The 20,921-nt window shown below is 54.3% G+C and carries 14 protein-coding genes; 11 read left to right on the forward strand and 3 right to left on the reverse strand.

The window, feature by feature from the left end; all coding sequences use genetic code 11:
- Positions 1-107: 107 nt before the first annotated feature.
- The 4 genes from QME66_02765 (at position 108) to QME66_02780 (ending at position 7,570) form a co-directional block, all read left to right on the forward strand.
- Positions 108-1,310 (forward strand): formylglycine-generating enzyme family protein, encoded by a 1,203-nt coding sequence (locus QME66_02765; GenBank protein MDI6807890.1) that lies wholly within the window; start codon positions 108-110, stop codon positions 1,308-1,310.
- Positions 1,311-1,406: 96 nt separating this feature from the next.
- Complete coding sequence (avd, locus tag QME66_02770; protein ID MDI6807891.1) at positions 1,407-1,766, forward strand: diversity-generating retroelement protein Avd; 360 nt, start codon at positions 1,407-1,409, stop codon at positions 1,764-1,766.
- A 12-nt stretch (positions 1,767-1,778) separates the two neighbouring features.
- Positions 1,779-2,378 (forward strand): reverse transcriptase domain-containing protein, encoded by a 600-nt coding sequence (locus tag QME66_02775; protein ID MDI6807892.1) that lies wholly within the window; start codon positions 1,779-1,781, stop codon positions 2,376-2,378.
- A gap of 254 nt (positions 2,379-2,632) precedes the next feature.
- Positions 2,633-7,570, forward strand: coding sequence for a CARDB domain-containing protein (locus QME66_02780; GenBank protein ID MDI6807893.1), 4,938 nt, complete (start codon positions 2,633-2,635; stop codon positions 7,568-7,570).
- A 26-nt stretch (positions 7,571-7,596) separates the two neighbouring features.
- On the opposite strand, the gene QME66_02785 is transcribed toward QME66_02780, so the two are convergent.
- From QME66_02785 to QME66_02795, 3 genes are all read right to left on the reverse strand, one after another.
- Positions 7,597-8,040 (reverse strand): hypothetical protein, encoded by a 444-nt coding sequence (locus QME66_02785; GenBank protein ID MDI6807894.1) that lies wholly within the window; start codon positions 8,038-8,040, stop codon positions 7,597-7,599.
- Positions 8,027-8,605 carry a nucleotidyltransferase domain-containing protein gene (locus QME66_02790; protein MDI6807895.1) on the reverse strand — a complete coding sequence of 193 codons (579 nt, stop codon included), beginning with the start codon at positions 8,603-8,605 and terminating at the stop codon, positions 8,027-8,029. Before QME66_02790 ends, QME66_02785 begins: the two co-directional genes overlap by 14 nt.
- A gap of 375 nt (positions 8,606-8,980) precedes the next feature.
- On the reverse strand, positions 8,981-9,205 hold the full coding sequence (locus QME66_02795) for a DUF433 domain-containing protein (protein ID MDI6807896.1): 225 nt from the start codon (positions 9,203-9,205) through the stop codon (positions 8,981-8,983).
- A 222-nt stretch (positions 9,206-9,427) separates the two neighbouring features.
- Between QME66_02795 and QME66_02800 the strand changes: the two genes are divergently transcribed.
- From QME66_02800 to QME66_02830, 7 genes are all read left to right on the forward strand, one after another.
- Positions 9,428-10,888, forward strand: coding sequence for an alpha/beta fold hydrolase (locus QME66_02800; protein ID MDI6807897.1), 1,461 nt, complete (start codon positions 9,428-9,430; stop codon positions 10,886-10,888).
- Positions 10,889-10,912: 24 nt separating this feature from the next.
- Entirely contained in the window at positions 10,913-11,437 is a 525-nt protein-coding gene (gene cobO, locus QME66_02805) for a cob(I)yrinic acid a,c-diamide adenosyltransferase (protein ID MDI6807898.1), read from the forward strand.
- A 123-nt stretch (positions 11,438-11,560) separates the two neighbouring features.
- The gene (gene meaB, locus QME66_02810) at positions 11,561-12,526 is read left to right on the forward strand and encodes a methylmalonyl Co-A mutase-associated GTPase MeaB (protein ID MDI6807899.1); all 966 of its coding nucleotides are present in this window, start codon (positions 11,561-11,563) and stop codon (positions 12,524-12,526) included.
- 122 nt (positions 12,527-12,648) lie between these two features.
- On the forward strand, positions 12,649-13,053 hold the full coding sequence (locus tag QME66_02815; GenBank protein MDI6807900.1) for a cobalamin B12-binding domain-containing protein: 405 nt from the start codon (positions 12,649-12,651) through the stop codon (positions 13,051-13,053).
- 27 nt (positions 13,054-13,080) lie between these two features.
- On the forward strand, positions 13,081-13,740 hold the full coding sequence (locus tag QME66_02820; protein MDI6807901.1) for a hypothetical protein: 660 nt from the start codon (positions 13,081-13,083) through the stop codon (positions 13,738-13,740).
- A 328-nt stretch (positions 13,741-14,068) separates the two neighbouring features.
- Positions 14,069-15,562 carry a hypothetical protein gene (locus QME66_02825; GenBank protein MDI6807902.1) on the forward strand — a complete coding sequence of 498 codons (1,494 nt, stop codon included), beginning with the start codon at positions 14,069-14,071 and terminating at the stop codon, positions 15,560-15,562.
- A gap of 84 nt (positions 15,563-15,646) precedes the next feature.
- Complete coding sequence (locus tag QME66_02830; protein ID MDI6807903.1) at positions 15,647-20,764, forward strand: carboxypeptidase regulatory-like domain-containing protein; 5,118 nt, start codon at positions 15,647-15,649, stop codon at positions 20,762-20,764.
- The last annotated feature ends 157 nt before the right edge of the window (positions 20,765-20,921 follow it).

Here is a 20,921-nt window from a genome sequence, read left to right on the forward strand (position 1 = left end):
ACACGTGCAGAGATAGATCGCCCTCGTAACGGCATTGTTGCCCAACATGACGCTTGGGTTTTTTTTCGCCTGGCGGCGATTGACCGCCAAAACACTTGAGGTGACTCATGAAGAAGCAGACGCTCGTTTTCAGCAAAGGTACCTGGCTGCCATTGTTGATTTTGTTCCTTGGGACCCTGTGTGCGGCACCTGGTGAAGCGGCAGCGCCTGTTGTCACAAACGTCGTCGCTCAACAGATATCGGGCACGGGATTTGTGCGGATCACCTATGATGTGAGTGATGCGGATGGAGACTCGGTCACGGCAAACATTGTCTGCTCGTCAAATGGCGGTACGACTTTTGACCTGATACCCGTGTCCGTCTCCGGCGATGTCCACCATACAATGCAAGCCGGGGCGGGAAAGCAGATTCTCTGGAATGCGGCCCTGGACTACCCGGGCAGATACTGGTCCCAGGTCGTTGCCATGGTTTTTGTCAGCGACGGTCCGGCCATCGGCGGCGAGATGGTTTTTGTTCCGGCGGGCAATTTCACAATGGGGAGCACGAGCGGAAGTTTTGACGAGCAGCCCCAGCACACCGTCTATCTGAACGCCTTTTACATTGACAAGTACGAGGTGACGAATGCCGATTTCGAAGCCTTCATTAATGCCGGCGGCTATACAGTGGTGGGTTTCTGGAGTCCCGAGGGGTGGAGCGCCAAGGTGTCCGGCGGCTGGACGCAGCCGGTATATTGGGGGCAGAGCGCGTATCGCTCGGGTTCCGGGTACCCGGGCTTTCCTGTAATCGGGGTTTCGTGGTACGAGGCTGAGGCATACGCCAATTTCGTGGGCAAGCGCCTTCCCACTGAAGCTGAATGGGAAAAGGCCGCAAGAGGGACCGACGCGAGGACATATCCCTGGGGAGAAGGGATAGACGGCACGCGGGCGAATTACTCCGCGAGCGGCGATCCCTACGAAAGCGGTTCAGCCAAGATCACACCGGTTGGTTTCTATGATGGGAGGCTCAATCCCAGTCCTCCGTTCCAGACAACGAATTCTCCTGGTCCTTATGGCGCCTATGACCAGGCCGGAAATGTGTGGGAGTGGGTGAGGGACTGGTATAGCTCAACATACTACAGTGTGAGTCCTTCCTCCAATCCATTAGGACCGACGACCGGCTCCTACCGGGTGTTCCGTGGCGGCGGCTGGCTCAATAATACGCCGGACCTTCGCTGCGCGCGGCGCAACAACTACTACCCTTCGGCCCGGAACCAGCACGTCGGCGGCGGCTACTACGACACCTTCGGGTTTCGTTGCGCAAGGACTCAATGATACTTGTTTCTTTAACTCTTTTTCCCTTTTCCGGGGTGGGGTGCGGGGTAGCCTTTTGAGCATTTCGCGCGATTTTGCGAGAGAGGGTTTGACGGTATGTCTGCGCTGGTGACAGTGGTGCCCAAGGCCTACGACTTGGCCCTGTGGCTTATCCTTCGGGTGAATGAATTTCCTCCCTCGCAGCGTTTCGCGTTGGGTCAACGCATGGACAACACAGCGCTGGACCTCCTTGACCTTCTGGTCGAGGCACAATTCGAGCGGGACAAGCAAGACCTATTGAGACGGGCGAATCTCACACTCGTGCGTCTCCGGCACCTGGTCCGGTTGGCGAACGACCTTCATGTCTTGGGGGCGCGGCGCTATGAGTTTGCGTCAGAACACCTGGAAGAGCTTGGCCGAATGGTAGGCGGGTGGGCAAAGCACGAAAAGACACGGCCGAGGGATGGCGAGCGGTAGGGAAACACTCTGGTGAGAACTTACGGCAATCTTTTTGAGCGCATGGTGTCGTTCGACAATCTTTACGCGGCCTATCGCGCAGCCCGGCGGGGAAAGCGAGGCAGGCCGGATGTAGCCGCTTTCGAGATGGATTGCGAGGGGAACCTGCTGGCCATGAGGCAGGAACTTCTCACAGGCACTTACCGCTTTGGCCCTTACCGGGACTTCATCGTAAAGGAGCCCAGGGAACGGCTGGTTTCAGCGGCGCCTTTCCGGGATCGAATCATGCACCACGCGTTGGTCCGTGTGCTTGAGCCAATTTGGGAGCCGCGCTTCATTCACGACTCTTACGCTTGCCGAAAGGGCCGGGGGACGCATCGCGCGATTCTCAAATGCCAGCAGTTCGTTCGCGACTATCCCTTGGCGCTTAAGATTGACATCTGGAAGTTCTATCCCACCGTGGACCATGCGATCCTCCTTGAGATCCTCGGTCGTCGTGTGCGGGACTCGCGTATCTTGTCCATAGCAAAAAATTTGCTCGCTGTGCGGTCTTGTCGCGGCTGGTCTGCCGCGCAGGGGGGACGGGTTGATTATGTCCAACCGGGTGTTACGTGGCGGTTCCTGGAACAATAATACAACGAACCTCCGCTGCGCTCAGCGCAACAACAACAATCCGACGAACCGGAACAACAACAACGGGTTCCGTTGCGCAAAGACATTTATTGCCGGAGCTCGGTCTCTTGAGGGAGACCGGGGCGGGCGTCAAATGTCCACGACCCGTTCCCGGCCCTTCGTGGCCGAAGAGAGAAGCACGGGTCGCCTTGTGGTAGGCGGTATGCCGAAGCCCGGCGACCCGATATGCCTGCTTGCAAGAAGGAGGAACGACTATGTGCCGTGAGACCTCTCGAATAAGCCACTTGTTCGTCCTTGCTGTTCTCTTGCCGGTGCTGGCTTCGGGAGGCCTCATCACGAGCGCAGAAACTTCTACGAATGGTCTGATTGGTGAGGGAACAAGCCCCCCGTTCAGCCTTTACCTCGGGCCCGGCTTCGCGGGTCCACCGGCAGTTTTGATTGGAGAAGGGACAAGCGCCGCCTTTTCGCTCTGGCTTGGACCGATGAATCAGAGCTGGGGTTTGAGCCCGGCATTTGCTATTGATACACGTTCGACAATTCCTGCCAGCTTTAGCGGCGTCGTCCGGGCGGTCGGCTCAGGGAGCGTCGTCCCCGGCGCACTTGTTCAGTTGTTTCTGGGATCCCAGGTGTTGTACACGACAACATCCGACGTGGAAGGAAAGTACGAATTCCTGGCCATCCCGTTCGGTGACTATGTGGTACAGGCCTCAAAGTCCGGATACGGCGCGGCAGCTAGCGATCTTGTGCATTGGACGGGGCAGTCCTCGGTTCATGCAGACCTGAGTCTTCCGGGGCTGCCCGGCCCTGGGTTACCCGACCTCGCTTTGGGGGCGACCGATCTCACCTATACGGTTCTGGAAACAGGGACGCTCACGTTGACGGCAATGGTTCATAACAACGGCGGGACGAGCGCGTCCGGTGTCCGCGTTCGTTTTTACGATGCAAGCACAGGGAGTGGAATAAACGAGTACGTGAAAATTGATCCGGATGTAGTGCTGCAATCCGTCGGGCCTGGCGAAGTGAAAGCTGCAAGCGTGAGCTGGACTCCCTCAAGCGCCTACCAGAAGTTCTACGTCTTTGTAGATCCGTTGAATTCGATCAAGGAATCCTCGGAAATCAACAACTCTGCCTCGCGGGAACTTGGCGTTCTCGGGAGAGTAGCGCCCCGAGTGAATGGAGTTACGGCCCAGTACGATGGACTGTCGGACCCCAAATTAATTGGACGGTTCCTCAGTGGAATCGAAGGGGCAGAAAATCGGTTCACTGCCACAGTTTCAGACGCCGACAATGATTTGGTCCGCGTCAGATTCGATTTCAACGGGACTGTGTTGGAGGACACGAACCCGGCAGATGGTTGGTCGGTGTCCTTTGATGTCGGCACATTGCCGGCAGGGAACCTGGCTTTGACCGTCACGGCTTTCGATGCCTCCGGCCTGCAATCCGAACCCTATGTTGTAACACTGGTCGTCGGAGACTGGCCGTGGTGGATGACAGGCCGTCTTCAGCTCGAGAAAGTGCTGCCGGTCGGGTTTGGCCGTGAGCCCGGGTATCTGACCTTCACGCTCAGACTCAAGAATGAAGAGACCACCGACATAGCGCTCCTGGTCTTTCAGGACCTCATAGATCCTGACGTGCTTATTGTCGGCTTGACCAGTATAGAATTTAAAGAGAATATCTACCTGACATTCTACTATCCCGTTGACTCGCGGCTAGCGTGGAAAGTCGAAGGCAAGGTGAAGATTAAGACAGAGGTCTTTGGCCAAGGGGAACGCGAGTGGGAATTGATATTGACGTGTTCAGTCTCGCCCGATGGCAGCCAACTTGAGAGCATTGCTGTCGAAGGATCGCTGGAACTGGCAATCCCTGCCTTGCCGGAAGTGTACTCGCCATCGCTTTGCGTTGCTTACGGCGTGGTGTGCTTTGATGTTGGTCTGAGCATGGACGTGCTCGTGAAGGCGATGGCCTCGGGTACTCTCCAGGTCAACCTCGGGCAAATTGATGTGAGTCTGGGAGGTCAGGTTGGCGCACGAGTAAACGGCATCCTCAGGGTGTCCGACCCGATCAAGTTTGGCAGGCTTGAACTTGTCCTCTCGCCACAAGCCCTGTGGGGTCCGGAACTTCGCTATGTGTATCCTCCTCCCAATTTCAGCGTGAGTGGCCAATATTCATTCCTTATCGGAGGCAGAGTGACCGGTTCAATTATCTGGGGCCGCGCAAGCAAAGACCTTCTCACATGGACGTGGGGGCCATGGGAAGGAACATACCCGAAGTTGACCGGGCCGCCCTCCATGCCCCTCGCATTTGCAACGCTCCCCGATTCGGTGTATCTGCCCGCGGTTTTTCCGTATCCGGCTTCAGCATCCGGGAAACAAGGGCAAGTTGGCGTTGTCTGGATAGCGGATGTGGATGCCGACCCGCTACGAGTTGACCCCGAAGTGTTCTTCGCTATCAGGGACTCAATTGGCACCTGGCATGATCCCGAGCGGGTGACAACAAACGACCGCTTTGAAAGCGTTCCTGCGGTTTCTTTCTTGTCCGACGGTAGAGCAGTCGCAGCGTGGGTGCAGAGCTCTCTTCTTGAACCCGAAGCGAACCAGCCGCTTAGTCTGTCCAACATTCTGGATCGTCAGGACATCTGGTATGCAGTGCGTGGAGAGTCGGGATGGAGTCAGCCTTCGCCGGTGATTGAGGATACTCAGCCGCCGTACCGTGCGGACGGACTTCCCAGCCTCGCAGGTCTTGAGTCGGAAGGCGCCATGCTTACATGGGCGCGTTCCGTCGGCGACAGCGCCCTTGCCCCGGGCTCGGGCGAAATTTACTTTTCGAAATTCTCGGGGGTTGATTGGTCCGCGCCCGCGTCAATCACGAATGACTCGGCAGATGACTTGTCTCCATTCGTCTGCGCTCTGAGAGGAGACTCTGCGCTTGTGGTTTGGGTGAGAGAAGATCCTCCGGGCTCGGGGAATCAGGAAGTAATGTGGTCCACATGGAACGGGAGCGCATGGAGCGCACATGAGATACTTCGAGATGTGGGCAACAAGAGAACTTCGCCTTCTGTGGTGATGGCGCCAGGCGGAGATGTGCTTGCCACATGGGTTGAGGTCGAGACTTTGCCAGATTCCACCCTGCGCTATCACGTTATGGCCAAAAGGAAACCGAACGGACAGGCTACCTGGGGTGGGGCTGAAGAGGTTGCGCTGGACTCTTTGTTCATTGAAACGCCAGTTCCTCTGGTGGATCAACGCAATATCGCCGCAGTTTTGTGGCGCGGCTACGACGGCTATGACGGCGACCTGAAGGTGGCGCTGAAGGACCTCGATGAACCGGCTTCGGCCTGGACGTTACCTCGGTCGGTGACTGCCGACACCCTTACCGACTGGATGGTTACTGCCGCACTGGATCGCCAGAACAACCTGCATGTCATTGACTTGAAGAGCGACTTGAAGAATCCGCCGGGCGCGAGTATGCGGAATAACTTCTTCGATGGTTTGAGCATCGCCTCCCGCGGAATATCGAACGATTTGAGTTTAACTGACCAGCTCAATTTTGGCTATCGGCCGCTTTCGGCGGACCTGCGTCTTGCGGCAGGGTCAGTGTGGCTTGGTGGATTTTACCCTGCAGTAGGTGACACCGCGCATGTCAATGCCCGGGTCGAGAACATAGGCGATGTCCGCTCTATGCCAAGCACTGTGCGCTTCTACGACGGACATCCCGATTCGGGAGGCGTTGTGATTGCAGATGTGTCGCTCCCGGCAGTCAGCCCCGATTCAACATTCACTGCGACAGCCGCGTGGATTGTGAGTTCAGGGATGCACAAGCTCCACGGAGTGGCAGACCCGATGGGTAACGTCCCCGAGCAGAATGAGGCCAACAACATCGCTTACGTTAAGGTCAGCGTCTTGCCGGACCTGACTGTCTGCTCCGTAACGGTCTCCAAGCCCAATCCTTCGCCCGGAGACTCTGTTGATGTTGCGGCAATGGTCGCTAACACCGGCGGCGTAGGGGCCAATGACTTCTCTGTTCGATTTGCCAGGCGAACTGGAACTCTGGCTACAGTGTCGAGTCTTTCAGCAGCACCGGCGGAGACCATCACAGTCACGAGTCACCTTATTGCCGAGGCCGGGGTCGATACTCTGACGGCAACCGCAGATCCCGACAGTGTTCTGCCCGATCCTGATCGAAGTCGAAATCGGGCGTCCTTTGAATTCCTTGTTCTTCCAGACCTGGTTGTGCCGTCTGACTCGATCAGCTATGCGGGGTCCGACTCTGTTGGCGTGCTCTCGGCTGTGGTTGAAAACCAGGGAGGTGTCGCAAGTCCGTCCTTCCTCGTGTCCTTCTACCGGGGGAATCCAATTGCGGGGGGAACATCCATTGACAGCGTCAGAGTGAGCAGCGTGGCAGCGCGTTCAAGTGTTCGGGTTTCGGTGCCGTGGTTTGCGCCGCTAGGCCGAAGTACCATTTACCTAATTGCAGACTCCCTCGAAGAGGTGGCGGAACGAAGTGAGGGGAACAACGAATCCTTTGGCGATGTTATCCGTGGCGCTCTCGCCGACTTGGTCGTGGTGCCCGGCTCCTTCACGGCCTGTTGGGGAGTTGGCGATACTCTGATAATCGAAGCGGCTTTCGCAAACACGGGCATGGCCAATGCACTCGGAGTCGGGGTTGAATTTTTCCTAAGTCACCCGGACTCGGGCGGGATGCTTATCGGCGACCGCTTGCTGATTGCGCTGGAATTAGGCGACACCACCATCGTGTCAATTCCATGGGCGGAGCCTGACTATGTTGGCAATGCGGTCTACGCAATTGTTGACCGGGCGAACGCTATCCCTGAGCTTGACGAGGGAAACAATTATTCGCGGGTCGAATGTGCGACTACCGTGGCCGTGCCCGACAAGAAACTCCCGGTTCTGCCGACCGTGCTCGCGCTTCACCAGTCGCATCCGAATCCATTCAGCTCTCAAACGACAATACGGTTCGACTTGCCGACCAGCGTCCAGACAAGTCTTATCGTCTACGACGTGATGGGACGCGTCGTGAGAAAGCTCATCTCGGGTGTCACGCCGGCAGGGTTCCACGCAATCCAGTGGGATGGGGTTGATGAGAGAGGCCACAAGGTTTCTTCCGGCGTCTATGTTTATCGGCTTGAGGCACATGGGAAAGCTCTTTCAAGGAAACTTGTAGTCCTGAGGTAAGCAGTTCCCGGGACGCTTTCCGTATCTTAGCTTGATTGGCGAGGTTTTACCCCGATATGTTCTTCGATTCTTTTGATCAGCTCTGCGGCTTCATCTATGCTTTTCAGAACCTCAGTTTCTGACTCAACGAAGCTGGCTTCGTACTGAAGCGGGTGGCGCTTTCTTCTCATCCTCTTGAATCTGCCTACAAGTGCACCATATTCCTTGCCCAAAATCCGGTCGGTGCATTCAGTTATCGTGGCGTGGGTGAATCTGTCAGTTGGACGATATCCATAGTGTCTGATAAGTGCATTTCCTGCGTGGATTAAGGCATCGTAGGCAGACTTGTAGGCGACAGCCCTGTATTTCGGGAAGAGATATCGGGCCGCTTCCACTTCAGTCTTGGCGAATTGAAGGAATTCGGCAATTTTGTCTTTGCCGGTTTCGTCTTTTCTAAGTCGTCCGGAATCCGCCAGATCATCGAAGGTCATCTTCTGAACCTTCGAGCATGATCTTGGGCTTGGTCAACACTTTCCGGATAAAGGAATCATTTTTCCGCTTGCGCTTCTTGTATTCCATTTTCGAGTAGATAGTGTAGTTAATCTCACGCCTGAGATCTCTTTCCAGCTTGTCTATCCCGGCCATGAGATATTCCTCATTTGGTTCGCCAATGATTAGAAGATCAATGTCACTTTTTCCGGTTTCCTCACCGGCAGCGAATGACCCGTAAATCATAGCCACTTCGACTCCCTCAGTGGCATTGACTATCTTCTTCAGACTACCTTCTACTCCAATGGTCTTGAAGACTATGCTTTTCAGTTCATTGCAAAGGGGATAATCCTTGTTCAGGCTGTAGAAAACCAAGTTGCCGACCGCTCTTGTCTTGAAGAGTCCAGTTTCTTTGAGCTTCAGAAGATCACGGCGGATATTGGCGGCCGAGAAACCAAGAAGTCGTTCAAGCTGTCGCAAATAGTACTCCTCGTCGACATTGGTAAAGTAAAGCCGCAAGAGGTCGCGCCGTACCTTTGACCTGGTTATTTCGAGCAGTGTTTGCATCGTCGTAGTCCCGAATGACTACAAATGTAGTCTCTTCAGACTACAACTGTCAAGGTCTTAGTTTGCTGCACAAGCCAGGGATCATGCAACAGAAAGCGTGACGTCAGCGGGCGGACTCGTCCATTGGTATTACCCGCCGCGATGGATTGATTTCGCCGCAATACTCCCGGACGTTGAAGATGGTGGTTATCAAGTAGAGCGTATCTTGCACATGAGAAGCAGCAATGATTCACTGTGAGGCGTTTGCCATCCACCAAGCCTTGAAGGACCGGGGCAGTGTGCCGGCGAACGGCACTTCTGGCCACGATATGGCTCCTCTGGCCTAGCGACCGAGAGTTTCTCTCTTCCTTATCCTCACCTACAAACTTTGGCATGTCAACCGGTCATCCTGAGCCTTTCATCGGCTAGCGTCTTTCCTGCATAGTCGAGAGCCGCAAGAATGTCCTCATGAGTGATTCCATACTCCGTTGCGACCTCCTCGTAAGTCATTCCTCCAGCCAGTTTGCCAATGACAAGCTCGACAGGTACGCGGGTCTTCGCAATCACCGGTTTCCCAAAACGGATCTTCGGATCGACGCTAATTCTAGGAGCTATCTCCATACTTGACCTCCAGCTAAGGTTTACAGCATATAGTCTCGTTCATGCGGGAGACTAAGTAAAGTATCATTTTAGTCATATTGCTGCTGTGCACACGAGGTCTGGCCGCCTCCTCTCCGCTTTCCCAGGACTTTTCCCGTTGTGGACACGTGTGTCAACACAGGTATAGAATAGGTCCTGAGAGAATTCTACCTCTCACTTCATGTGCAGTCAAAGGGGGATAGAATGAAAAGACTGCTGGTTTCTCTGTCTCGAATCGTGATTTCGGCCCTGACGCTATTCGCTATTTCTGGGACTGCCGGGGTTTCTGCACAGTCGCCGGGGAACACCGGGTCAAACATTGAAGGTACCTGGCAGGGAGTTGTGAAATTCGGTGGAGTCGAGCTCAGAGTCGTCTTCAACATTTCCAGGGAACCAAGCGGTGCGCTCAAGGCCACGCTTGACAGCCCTGACCAGGGCGCCACAGGAATAGTGGTTGATGACGTGATTTTCGATGGCAGCAATGTCCGCCTGGGAATCCAGTCTGTCGCGGGGTCCTTCGAAGGCAAGTTCAGGGGGGACGGCTCGGCGATCGAAGGAAATTGGAGTCAAGGCGGAGTGACGATTCCTCTTACTCTTGAACGAAGCGAGAAAAAACCTGAGGTCAAGCGGCCGCAGGAACCCAAGAAACCATATCCGTATCGTGAGGAAGAAGTCTCTTACAAGAATGAGAACGCAGGGATAACACTAGCCGGCACATTGACGCTGCCCGAAGGCAAAGGCCCGTTTCCTGCGGTGATTCTCATCACGGGCTCAGGTCCTCAAGACCGGGATGAAACAGTCTTTGGACACCGCCCATTCCTTGTGCTCGCGGATTATCTGACACGCCACGGGATCGCAGTGCTCAGGGTAGATGACCGGGGTGTGGGCAGCTCGACCGGCAGCTTCAGCCAGGCCACGAGTGAATCGTCTGCAAGCGATGTTCTTGCCGGCATCAAGTACCTGAAGAGCAGGAATGAAGTAAACCAGAAGAAGATTGGTCTAATCGGACACAGTGAAGGCGGCATCATAGCTCCGATGGTGGCAGTCCAGTCAAAGGATATCGCCTTCATAGTATTGATGGCAGGAACCGGCTTGACCGGGGAGCAGATTCTCTATCTGCAGGGCGCGCTCATTGCCAAGGCAAACGGGGCGAGCGATGAGGAAATTGCCGAGAACCGAGCTCTTCAGGAGCGGATGTTCACTGTGCTGAAACAGGAAAAGGATGATGCAGTCGCATCAAAGAAACTCCGCGAAATCATGCTGGAGGCGCTGAAGACGATGACCGACGATGAGAAAAAGGCCTTTGGGCATTCCGAGGCAGCCATCGACCCTCAGCTGCGGCAGCTCATGTCTCCCTGGTTTCGTACCTTTCTTACTTACGATCCAAAACCGGCTTTGATGAAAGTGAAATGCCCGGTTCTTGCGATAAATGGTGAAAAAGATCTGCAGGTGCCTCCGGATGAAAACCTTGCTGCAATAAAGGACGCCCTTGTGGCGGGGCGCAACAAGCACTATTCGATCAGAGAACTGGAAGGTCTGAATCACCTCTTCCAGCCCTCCCAAACCGGAACGCCGTTGGAGTACGGAAAAATCGAAGAAACCATGTCACCGACTGCCTTGAAGATGATTGCAGACTGGATTCAGGAAAAAACCCAGAGGAAGTGAGCTGGGCACTCGACCCAACCGATGATGCCAGAACAAAAAGGCTTGGTTCAGGTCTACACAGGTGATGGGAAAGGGAAGACCACCGCCGCTATCGGCTGCGGCCTCAGGGCAAGCGGCCACGGACTTGGGGTGCTCATTATTCAGTTCATGAAAGGAAGAGAGTACGGAGAGCTCAACGCGCTGAGACAGATTCCTTCCTTCACGATCATACAGTCGGGTCGGGACAGCTTCGTTTCGCGAGAGAATCCGTCTCCCGAGGACAGGAAGCTCGCACGTGACGGCTTCGAGAAGGCAAGAAATGCTGTGCTTTCCGGCGACTACGACCTGGTTATTCTCGACGAGATAAATGTTGCAGTGGATTTCGGCCTGATCGGCGTCGATGAGGTGATATCCCTCATCGAGAAAAAACCGGAACGGCTTGAGCTCATCTTAACGGGGAGAAACGCTCACGCCAGGATTGTTGAGCTTGCGGACCTCGTGAGCGAAATGAAAGAGGTGAAGCATCACTACAGAAAAGGAATCCCTGCCAGAAAAGGGATTGAGTTCTAGCGGTTCCAGGCGAGTGGGAATCACGTGCATTCCGCGTGCGCAGAGTGATTGTTGTGCTTATGAGCATTTCTTGAATGTCAGCCAATCCGGGCACAGACCAAGAAAGGCAGCATTCTTTACCTGATGTTCAACCCATCGGATTTTGCAAGAAGGATTGTTGAGGGCGACAGACTTGCGCTCGGCAGGGCGATCTCGGTAATCGAAGACGGGGAAGCTGCCGCCCTGGAGCTTATTGATCTGCTTTCCTCGCATGCAGGGAAGGCGCTCAGGATTGGCATCACCGGCCCACCAGGCGCCGGCAAGAGCACGCTTTTGTCAAAGCTTGCCCTTGAGATGAGAAAAAATGGGAAGAGAGTCGGGATAATTGCTGCGGATCCGACCAGTCCCTTCACCGGAGGCGCGCTTCTTGGAGACAGAGTGCGGATGGGCGAGCTTGCGGGAGATGAGGGAATTTTCATCCGGAGCATGGCAACAAGGGGAAGTCTGGGTGGGCTCCCGAGTGCTGCTCTGGATGTGTGTCAGGCGCTTGATGCTTCCGGCGTTGAAAGGATCTTTCTTGAGACTGTCGGAGTGGGACAATCAGAGCTCGATATCGTGGATACGGCAGACACTGTTATAGTCGTTCTTGTGCCCGAATCAGGCGATGGAATTCAGGCGATGAAGGCCGGGCTCATGGAAATAGGGGATATTTTTGTCGTAAACAAGGCGGACAGGGAAGGGGCGGAGGGGACTTCCGCCGAGGTAAAGAGCATTCTGGAACTCAGGAATGCCGATTCAGTCTGGTCTCCACCCGTCTTACTCACTGCGGCAACGAAAGGAGATGGAGTTCAGGAGCTTTCTGAAAAGATTGAAGAGCACCTCGGCTTTCTCTCGGGAAGCAACGGACTGAAAAGGAAAAGGGAGGATGCCATAAGATTCAAGATACATGAGTTGGTGAAGGAGCGGCTTTTGGCAGATGCCTGGGAGAAGTCCGGGATTGATGGAAGAATAGAGAGTGCTGTCGCGAGAGTCCTTGATGGAAAGGGCACTCCGCTGAGAGAGGCGGGAGCAATAATTTCTGTGATTGAGAATGAGAGGGGGAAGAACTGATTTGGGAAAGAGACCTTCCGCTGAGGCAGTTCTCTTTTCAACCGTGGTTCCGGAACAAAGAGATGTCTGTATCGCTGCCCATGATATGTGATATGAGTGACGTGTACCCGAATACCTGAACTATGAAAAAGAAGATACGAGTTCTCGTTGCTAAGCCCGGACTTGATGGGCACGACAGAGGCGCGAAGGTTGTCGCGAGCGCTCTTCGGGATGCGGGCATGGAGGTCGTCTACACAGGACTCCACCAGACCCCGGAGATGATCGTTGAGGCGGCCATTCAGGAAGACGCTGATGTTGTCGCATTGAGCATTCTTTCGGGTGCACACATGACCATCTTCCCGAAAGTGCTCTCGATTCTCAGAGAGAAAGGTGCCGGGCACATGCTTCTGACCGGCGGAGGGATAATCCCGAAGGAAGATGCAGACAAACTTGCAAAAATGGGAGTAGGGGAGCTTTTTGGACCTGGAACACCAACGGCCGAGATAATTGATTACATAAGGAAAGAAGTAGGAAACAGAAAGGACTGACGGGTCAGCCTTGCGAAGGGACGAAACTTGAAGAAGGTTCAGATTGAAGTATTTCTCATTCTTGCGTTTTTCTGGTTGGTTTTCACGTTGAACTGCGATAAGAAAACGACCGGTCCTGATGAGGACAATCTTCCCGGGGACTATTTTCCATTGGAAGTTGGGAGGAGCTGGACATTCTCCTGTGTCATACCTCCGGCCGGAATCGCCCAGTCGCCGCCTGACACTCTCTACGCCGTTGAGACATGGACAGTGGTGGATACGGCGATACTTCCGCCCGGCGGGACCAACGCGTTCGCTGTGAGAAGAGATTATAGCTGGGGATATCAAAAGACCTTCTATGTCGCCAAGAAGAGCAATGCTGTTGTTACCTACGATGTCAAGCGCGACGAAAGTCCCCTTCCAATCCTGCCCCTTCCTGTCCGTGTCGGAGCAAGATTCATATCGGCAGCTCACGACACGGCTGAAATCAAGGCCGTGGAAAACGTGTCGACTATTGCCGGGACTTTCGTTGACTGCGCAGTGGTTAGAATAGGCCTGTCAAGCGGCGCACGTGCGCCCGGGAAAGGAGTCAGGGGCTCGTCTCAAGAGACTGAGTGGACCCTCTGGTTTGCTGCAAACGTCGGGGAAGTGAAGTGGAGGGTTGCCAGTGCAGCCTGGTACGAGCTGCAGTCGTATCAACCACATTGAGCCGAAAGCAGTACGGGTTGCCCGGGTGACGTATGAGGCAATTCAAACCCGCCGGGCGAGTGATCCCCAGGCTCCCTATGAACATCCACAGCTAGAACCCACAAGCCTTCTGAGCTGTCAAGCATCGCAAGCATTCCCGCGTGATTCCATCCGATCGCCGGTCCGTGCATCAGCCCTGCGATGTGCTTGGGCCACTTCGTTTTAGTAAGTCAGAAGGCAGCTCCTGGAACAAAACGGCGTAATTGCTGTTAAGGAAAGGTTGGAGCCCTCCGAAAAATTATTAGATGACATGCTGTTACCGCCAGGTCCCCACTCGAAGGAGACAAATATGTTTTCGTTCTGGAAGACTCGGGAATGGAATAGGCCGATTTTCTTGAAACTCATTCTGATTCTCACTCTTCTTTGGGTTTCATCGGCGATACCGGCCTTTGGCCAGAATCAGGACAGCAAGGACAAGATCACGGTCTTCTCCGGCGGAAAGATGGACATGGATTTCTCGTTCAGTTCGTCCGTGCTCTATGGCATTGGCTCAACCGGCAATACCTTTGGTGGAGGAATAGGAACTCTTTCTCCGGGCAGCGCCCACGCCTCGTTGAATCCCGCCGGGCTCGCGTTCCTGAGACAAGCTGAGGGTTCAGTCGATTGCGCTCCCAGACTTAAACCTAGTCTGAGTATGGTCAGCAGGTTTTTTGACGTTCAAAAGAGGATAAACGAAGGTGTTGACAGTGCTCTGACCGACCTGAGAACGCCGGAAACTGAAGTCTCATACCCCGAAGTCGGGGCAGCTTTCGGGCAGGAAGGCGGAGTCTATTCCGGAAGCGTTGCATTCCCACTCTATGGTTTTGGATTTGGCGCGGCGCTATCAGAGCCGTTCAGCCTCAAGATGAAGTTTATCGAAACCGGCATGGAAGTTCAGTTTGAGACAGAGAAAACAATCGGGGACGAAACGAAGCCGATTGGATTCAAGGCGATGATCGACCTGAACGTACTGGCTGATGTCAGTGTGAATGTCACATCTGTCAGCATCGGGAGGAGTCTCCTGGACAATATCGGGCTCGGAGCCGGTCTTTCAAGATATGACGGCTACGCGTTTTTCGACGGAAAGGCGAGGGTGGACGGACTCATGTCATACAGCGGTCAGGAGTTCATTTTCAATAATCCGAATGACGACTGGCATAATGACTTGAACCAGTCGGCATGGGCGAGTTTCAAGGGAAAGGCATGGGGCAAAAAGCTTGGCGCCTCTTACCGGATGGGGAATCGCCTGAGTTTGGACGCACTCTATGAGGACCTTCCCGATATCCTGCTCACGGGCAGCATGAACGTAGTCGAAAACAAAGTGCCCGCGCTCAACACCGAAGGCGGCGACGATATCCTTGATCCAACCAAACTTGATATTGCAAAGCTTACGCTGACCGAGTTCATTGAAAACCGGACCAGCGACAGCTTGAGCATCCATCTTCCTTCCTCGTTCAAAATCGGAAGCTCAATCAGGTTGGGATTCATCACAACAACAGTCACGTATGCAACATACACAGGGCAGTTCGGATACAGTTTCCTTGGCCAGACCAGGGGAGTGGAACCGAAGAGAAGCGTCGGGCTGGGTCTGGATTTCTCCCTGCTCAAGCTTGGAGCCGTCGTGACCTGGGCGGATGAGGTCAGGCAAGGCACCGATGATGATGCCGGAAGGAAAACCAATCTGCTTCTTCCGTCCGCTTCCATCGGGTTCGGGATGCCGCTTAGAAAAGGCTTGAGGGTTGACTCGACTGTCCTTGCGGTACCTGCGCCACTTGGAAGAGTCTCGTTCTCGATGAGTTTCTAGGAGCGCGCGTTTCAATAACAATTGCGATACGACAAATCAGGAATCCGGGTGCCTCGGGCGAATGCTTCTCTCTGGAGGAGGGAAATGAAACATAGATTTCTTTCGCTGTCCCTTTTTGCTCTGTGTCTTGTCGCATATCTCTTTTCTCCGGCAGATTCGCAGGCTCTGATACAACTGACCCAGGTCCCATTCGAGTTTTTCTCGCCGACTGATACGACTGATATCGTGACCGTCAAATGGCTTGAGCTCCCTGCTGCATTGCCTTGCTCCCTCAAGTACGGGCTCTCGCCCGGCGTTTACAGCATGGGAAGCGTCCCCGAGACAGGGCCTTCTGCCGGCGAACAATCTGTCCAGTTCACGCCGGCGAAGAGAAGCATGAAGGCGGGCCTCTACTACTGTGTCATCAAGAGCGGCGGCGAGAAGTCTCTTGAGTTCCAGCTTGTGATCGAAGCGCAATCCCCGCCTGCTGCCAAGTCGCCTCTTGGGAAAATAGGAACCACAACTCCGCTCTTTGACTGGAATCCCGTTACCGGCGTGCCGTACTATGCGGTGCTTGTTTCTGACACCAAGATAACGCTCACGGAAACAACGGATCCGGTGACTGGCGAGAAGAAAACGAAAATTGAAGGTGCAAACATAATCTGGGAGGTCATCTCGCCGACCCCGGGAGTCGTCTATGGAAGCCCGGATCCTTCCGGATTCTATTCGATGACACCACCGCCTCTCACAAAGAGTGCGACTTATTATTGGGCTGTTCTCAATTGTTACGGACCCAACCCCGCCCTCATTTCCACTGTTCAGGCCGGAGTGAACGAGTTCACCGTCAATCTCCCTCAGCCTGTTCTTCCACCGGTTCCGCTCTCGCCTTCGACCGATGAGACTCTTTCGGTGGGAACGATTACGTTTAGATGGAACAAGTCAGCCGGGGCGATGGGGTACAGACTCTACCTTTACGAGCTCAAGGAAGAGAGCGGAAGCACTGCGAGTCTTCCCGTGTGGGATGGACTTCTTGCAACATCGGATACTCTGTTTGACTTCCAGGCCTCAAATTCACTGAGAAATGCGACCTTCTTGTGGAAAATTGCCGCTGTGGATTCAACGGGAGGTGAATCAGTGAGCTTGGCCACAAGGTTCTTCTACAAGATACGCACCGGGAGCATTGACATAAATTCGAGAAACGACAAAGGTGAGGTCCTTCCCAGAGTCAACGTGAAACTGGAGACACTGGAGGGTTTCTCACAGATTGAACCAATAGTGACCGGAAGCGAAGGTCATTACAATGCAGAAAGAATGCCTCTTGGGACATATATTCTCACGGGCACACGAGAAGGGTATGAGAGCGGCAAAGATACGGTTGTCGTTTCTCTTAACCCGGTGACGGGAGTAGGAACAAACGAGTCCGCCACTCTGAGCATGGCTCCAAGCCCGGGGGCTGTTTCAGGAAGAACAACGGACAAGATTGGCGCACCTGTTTCCGGCGCGACTATCCGGGCACTGCTGTCAGGTGCGGAACGATCTGCCGGCACTGACGGAAGTGGAACGTTCTCCCTCGGCGTCACCGCAGGCACATGGAGTGTCTATGCCTCAAAGAGCGGCTACAGGGACTCAAAGGTCCGGACGATAGCCGTTGGCCCGGGTGAGACAATCGTTCTTCCGGATTCGATGCTGGTGCTTGAGAAAAGCACGGCCACGATTGCCGGAAAGACAGTGAATGAAAAAGGCCTTGCCGTGTCGTCCGCATCGGTCACCCTGACTTTGTCAGGCGGAGCAAAGATACTTACGACACAGACAGACTACTCCGGCCAGTTCAGCTTCACAGTGGATGATGGAAGCTGGGTCGTCGTCGCAAGCAAGACAGGTTTTGTTTCCTCACAGGCGAGGCTCACAACTGTCGGCCCCGGGGAGAGGAAGACTGTCGATCCGGATCTCGTGCTGACGGCACAGGGCGGAACCGTTTTGGGAAGCATAACTGATGGCAAGAAGAACATTGGGAACGCCCTGGTTGAGGCGATTTCGAGAACCTCCGGGGTTTTTTCAGCCAGTTCAGATGTTTTCGGGCAATACAGGATCAACCTTCCTCCAGGGGCGGCGTTTGAAATCATGGTGACAAAAACCGGATATACGTCGCCGGGGTCAAGGCAGGTGATTCTTACGCCCGGTCAGACTCTCTCTGGTACCAATTTTGTTCTCACTCAGAACGCGAGTTCAATCTCCGGAACTGTCAAATCTTCTTCCGGATCAGGAATGAGCGGCATCGCTGTTTCAACCGGAGGCGCATCTACGGTGAGTGCGATGGACGGAACCTACACGCTCAGCGTTGCCGAAGGAACTCAAGTTGTGTCTGCCTCGAAGGAGGGCTACTTGAGCTCAGGTTCCTCAACAATAACAGTTTCTCCTGGTCAAAACATAACGGGTGTCGATTTCACCATGACACCGAACGCGAGCGTCATCAAGGGAACAGTAACGTCCGGCGGGTCAGCAAGCTATCTGGCAAATGTCAAAGCCATTAATGCTTCAACTTTTGACTCTGTGAAGACTACTACGGACCTGTTTGGCAACTATTCGATAAGCGTTGAGCCGGGAAATTGGAAGCTGGTGTCCAGTAAACCCCTTTATCTATCCTCTCCCGATACGATTTCACTTGTTGTGGCACCTGCTCAGACAGTCCTCGGGAAAAATTTCGTGCTCACCCTCAATGTGGCGAGATTCACCGGCACTGTCATCGATAGCTCATCCAGGGCGGCGCTGAGGTCAGTGGACGTAGCTGTGACTCTTGGGCCGGTCTCAACCACCACAGACATAACCGGCAAGTACACATTTGAAATACCGCCTGGGAGCGGCTCGTTCACGCTTTCAAAGAGCGGATACATTGCGAGAACCGTCAACATCAATGCAGGTCCGGGAGACATGGCAACGTTTCCAACACTTGCGCTTCATCCTGCCCAGTATTTGGTTTCGGGAACGGTAAGAGACGAGAACGGAAAGGTCCTCTCTGGAGCGCGGATCGAATCCGGGACACTCTTTGCGACGGCTGATGCAAAAGGGAAGTACCAGCTGAACTTCACCGCCCAGAGCCTCAGCCAGGGAATCCTTTCTCTCACAGCATCAAAAACAGGATATCTTCAGAAGAATGAGCAGGTAGCCTACGCATCGCAAGTCTATTCAGCCACAAAAGATATTGTTTTGACATCGGATTTCGTGCTTCTCACGGGAACCGTGACTGACGGGGCAGCTACAATCGCAGGAGCACTTGTGGTTGCAAACTCGTCCAACGGCGGCGGCGCGGTAACGACTGATGCTTCTGGAAACTACCAGTTCAAGGACAGTTCAGGAAGGCCCTACCTGGTGCGAGGAACGTATTCAGTCGCGGCATCAAAGAGCGGCCATACTTCGCAATCAGTGGCGGGACTGGATTTCTCTGTCGGGGCAAATTTTACCCAGGACCTTGTTCTCGCAGCCAACACGGGCTCGATTTCGGGAACAGTGAAAGATGCTGTTGGAACTGCCGTTTCCGGTGCAACTGTACGGGCACAACTAGGGGGGGCGACAAAAGGTTCAGCGGTCAGTGATGCCTCTGGAAATTACCTGATAGGCGGACTTCCTATTTCCCTTGGCAGCTTCACGGTTCTCGTGAGTATGGGCGGGTATGCCAGTCCCCCGGACGTCCAGAATGTTTTGGCAGGCAGCACGGGCGTGGATTTTCAGCTGACATTGAACAACGGTTACATAAGAGGAACAGTCCAGAGTGCAGACAACGCGCCAATCTTCAGAGTGAGTATAGCGGCCGAAGATTCACTGGGACATGCAGGTGTGGCGGAGAGCGATTCCCTCGGACATTATTCAATAGAATCCCTGGCTGTGGTTTCTGCGAACTATAACGTGAAGGCCAGACTCCTGGGATACGCTCAGGAAGAGATTCTTGGCATTCCGGTGAACTCTCAGAGTATCAACTTCACGCTTTCGCGCTTGAGAGGTCCGATATCAGGACGAGTGACCCTTGCCGAAACCGGCGCACGCCTTACCAATGTCTTGATCAAGGCGACGAGTTATTCAAGGGGAGATTTCTTTGGCACTGTGACAGACACGGGGGGAAGATTCATTCTCAGGGTTCCGGTTCCAGACAGCTACGGACTCGCCGCCTCTAAGTCGGGGCATGTCAGCGGCAGGTCAAGCTATGTTGTGACTCTTACCGAAGGTGACAGCTTGAGCGGAAGGGACAAGGACTTCACGATGGAAGCAGTGACACTGGCCTCCGTTGCCGTATCAGGGCCGCAGAGGATAAGCAACAAGAGTTCGTCCGTTTACTCGTTCACCGCGACGAGCACAACAGGGAAGTCACTGGCGCTTGAGCTAAAGTGGTCGCTCATCCCCGAAGAGGCCGGGACAATTGCCGGAGGGGTCCTGGATCCTGTCGACGACTATATCGGAGAAGTTTTGGTGGTGGCTGGTGATTCGGCAAGTGGAATAGAAGGACAACTTACGGTAGGAATCATCCAGCTCCTCACGCCCGCCGACACAGCAGTAGTTTCGGACAAGGAAGGCTTCAGGCTGGAGATTGCGAGGGGCGCAGTTGATGTTTCAACCGAGATATCCATGAGAAAAGTGGACGCCCCGAGCGCAAAACGCACCGGAAGGATGTTCAGCATACCCGGCCAAATCTATGAGCTCGGGCCTTCGGGTCTCACGTTCACGTCCGATGGTCTGGCCGTTATCACGCTTCCCGTGCTCTCCGGGGCAGATCCCAATCACGCATCCATAGGAAAATGGAATGCCACGAGGCTCAGGTGGGAATCACTCGGAGGAACACCGGATGCGCAAGGCGGAATCTCCGTGGCTATTTCTTCGTTCTCTCAGTACGCGGTTCTTATCCAAGCCGAGCCGCTTGCATTGAAAGATGTGCGTCTCTATCCAAATCCGTTTTCCCCGCACGTCGGAAACGGCCTGAACATTGAATATCGAATCTCTTCAACGGAGACACCGACACCATTTGTGACAATAAAGATCTACAACATGCTTGGCGAGCTTGTCAGGGTCATTGCCGAGAACAATCCCCGTGATAAGAGCGTGGTTCAGACTGACAATTGGGATGGTAGGGGAGACAGCGCTGGGATTGAGCTCAATGGAAGGTACGTTCTTGAGCTCAAAGTCAAAGATGCGAGCGGGGAGAAGAGAGCCGTAAAGACAGTCGTACTGATAAAGTAGAGGGAACGCCTGTCGGACCTATCAGAATCCCTCTCCCAACGGGAGAGGATAGTGTGGGGGCAGGAGGGAACGGTATCCATCTCTTTGCTCCTCTCCCCTCGGGGGAGAGAATTGGGGCGGGACTTCTGGACCATGTGATCTAACTATTTCGTTCCTC

It is taken from the genome of Candidatus Eisenbacteria bacterium, from assembly GCA_030017955.1.
Taxonomy (GTDB): domain Bacteria; phylum Eisenbacteria; class RBG-16-71-46; order JASEGR01; family JASEGR01; genus JASEGR01.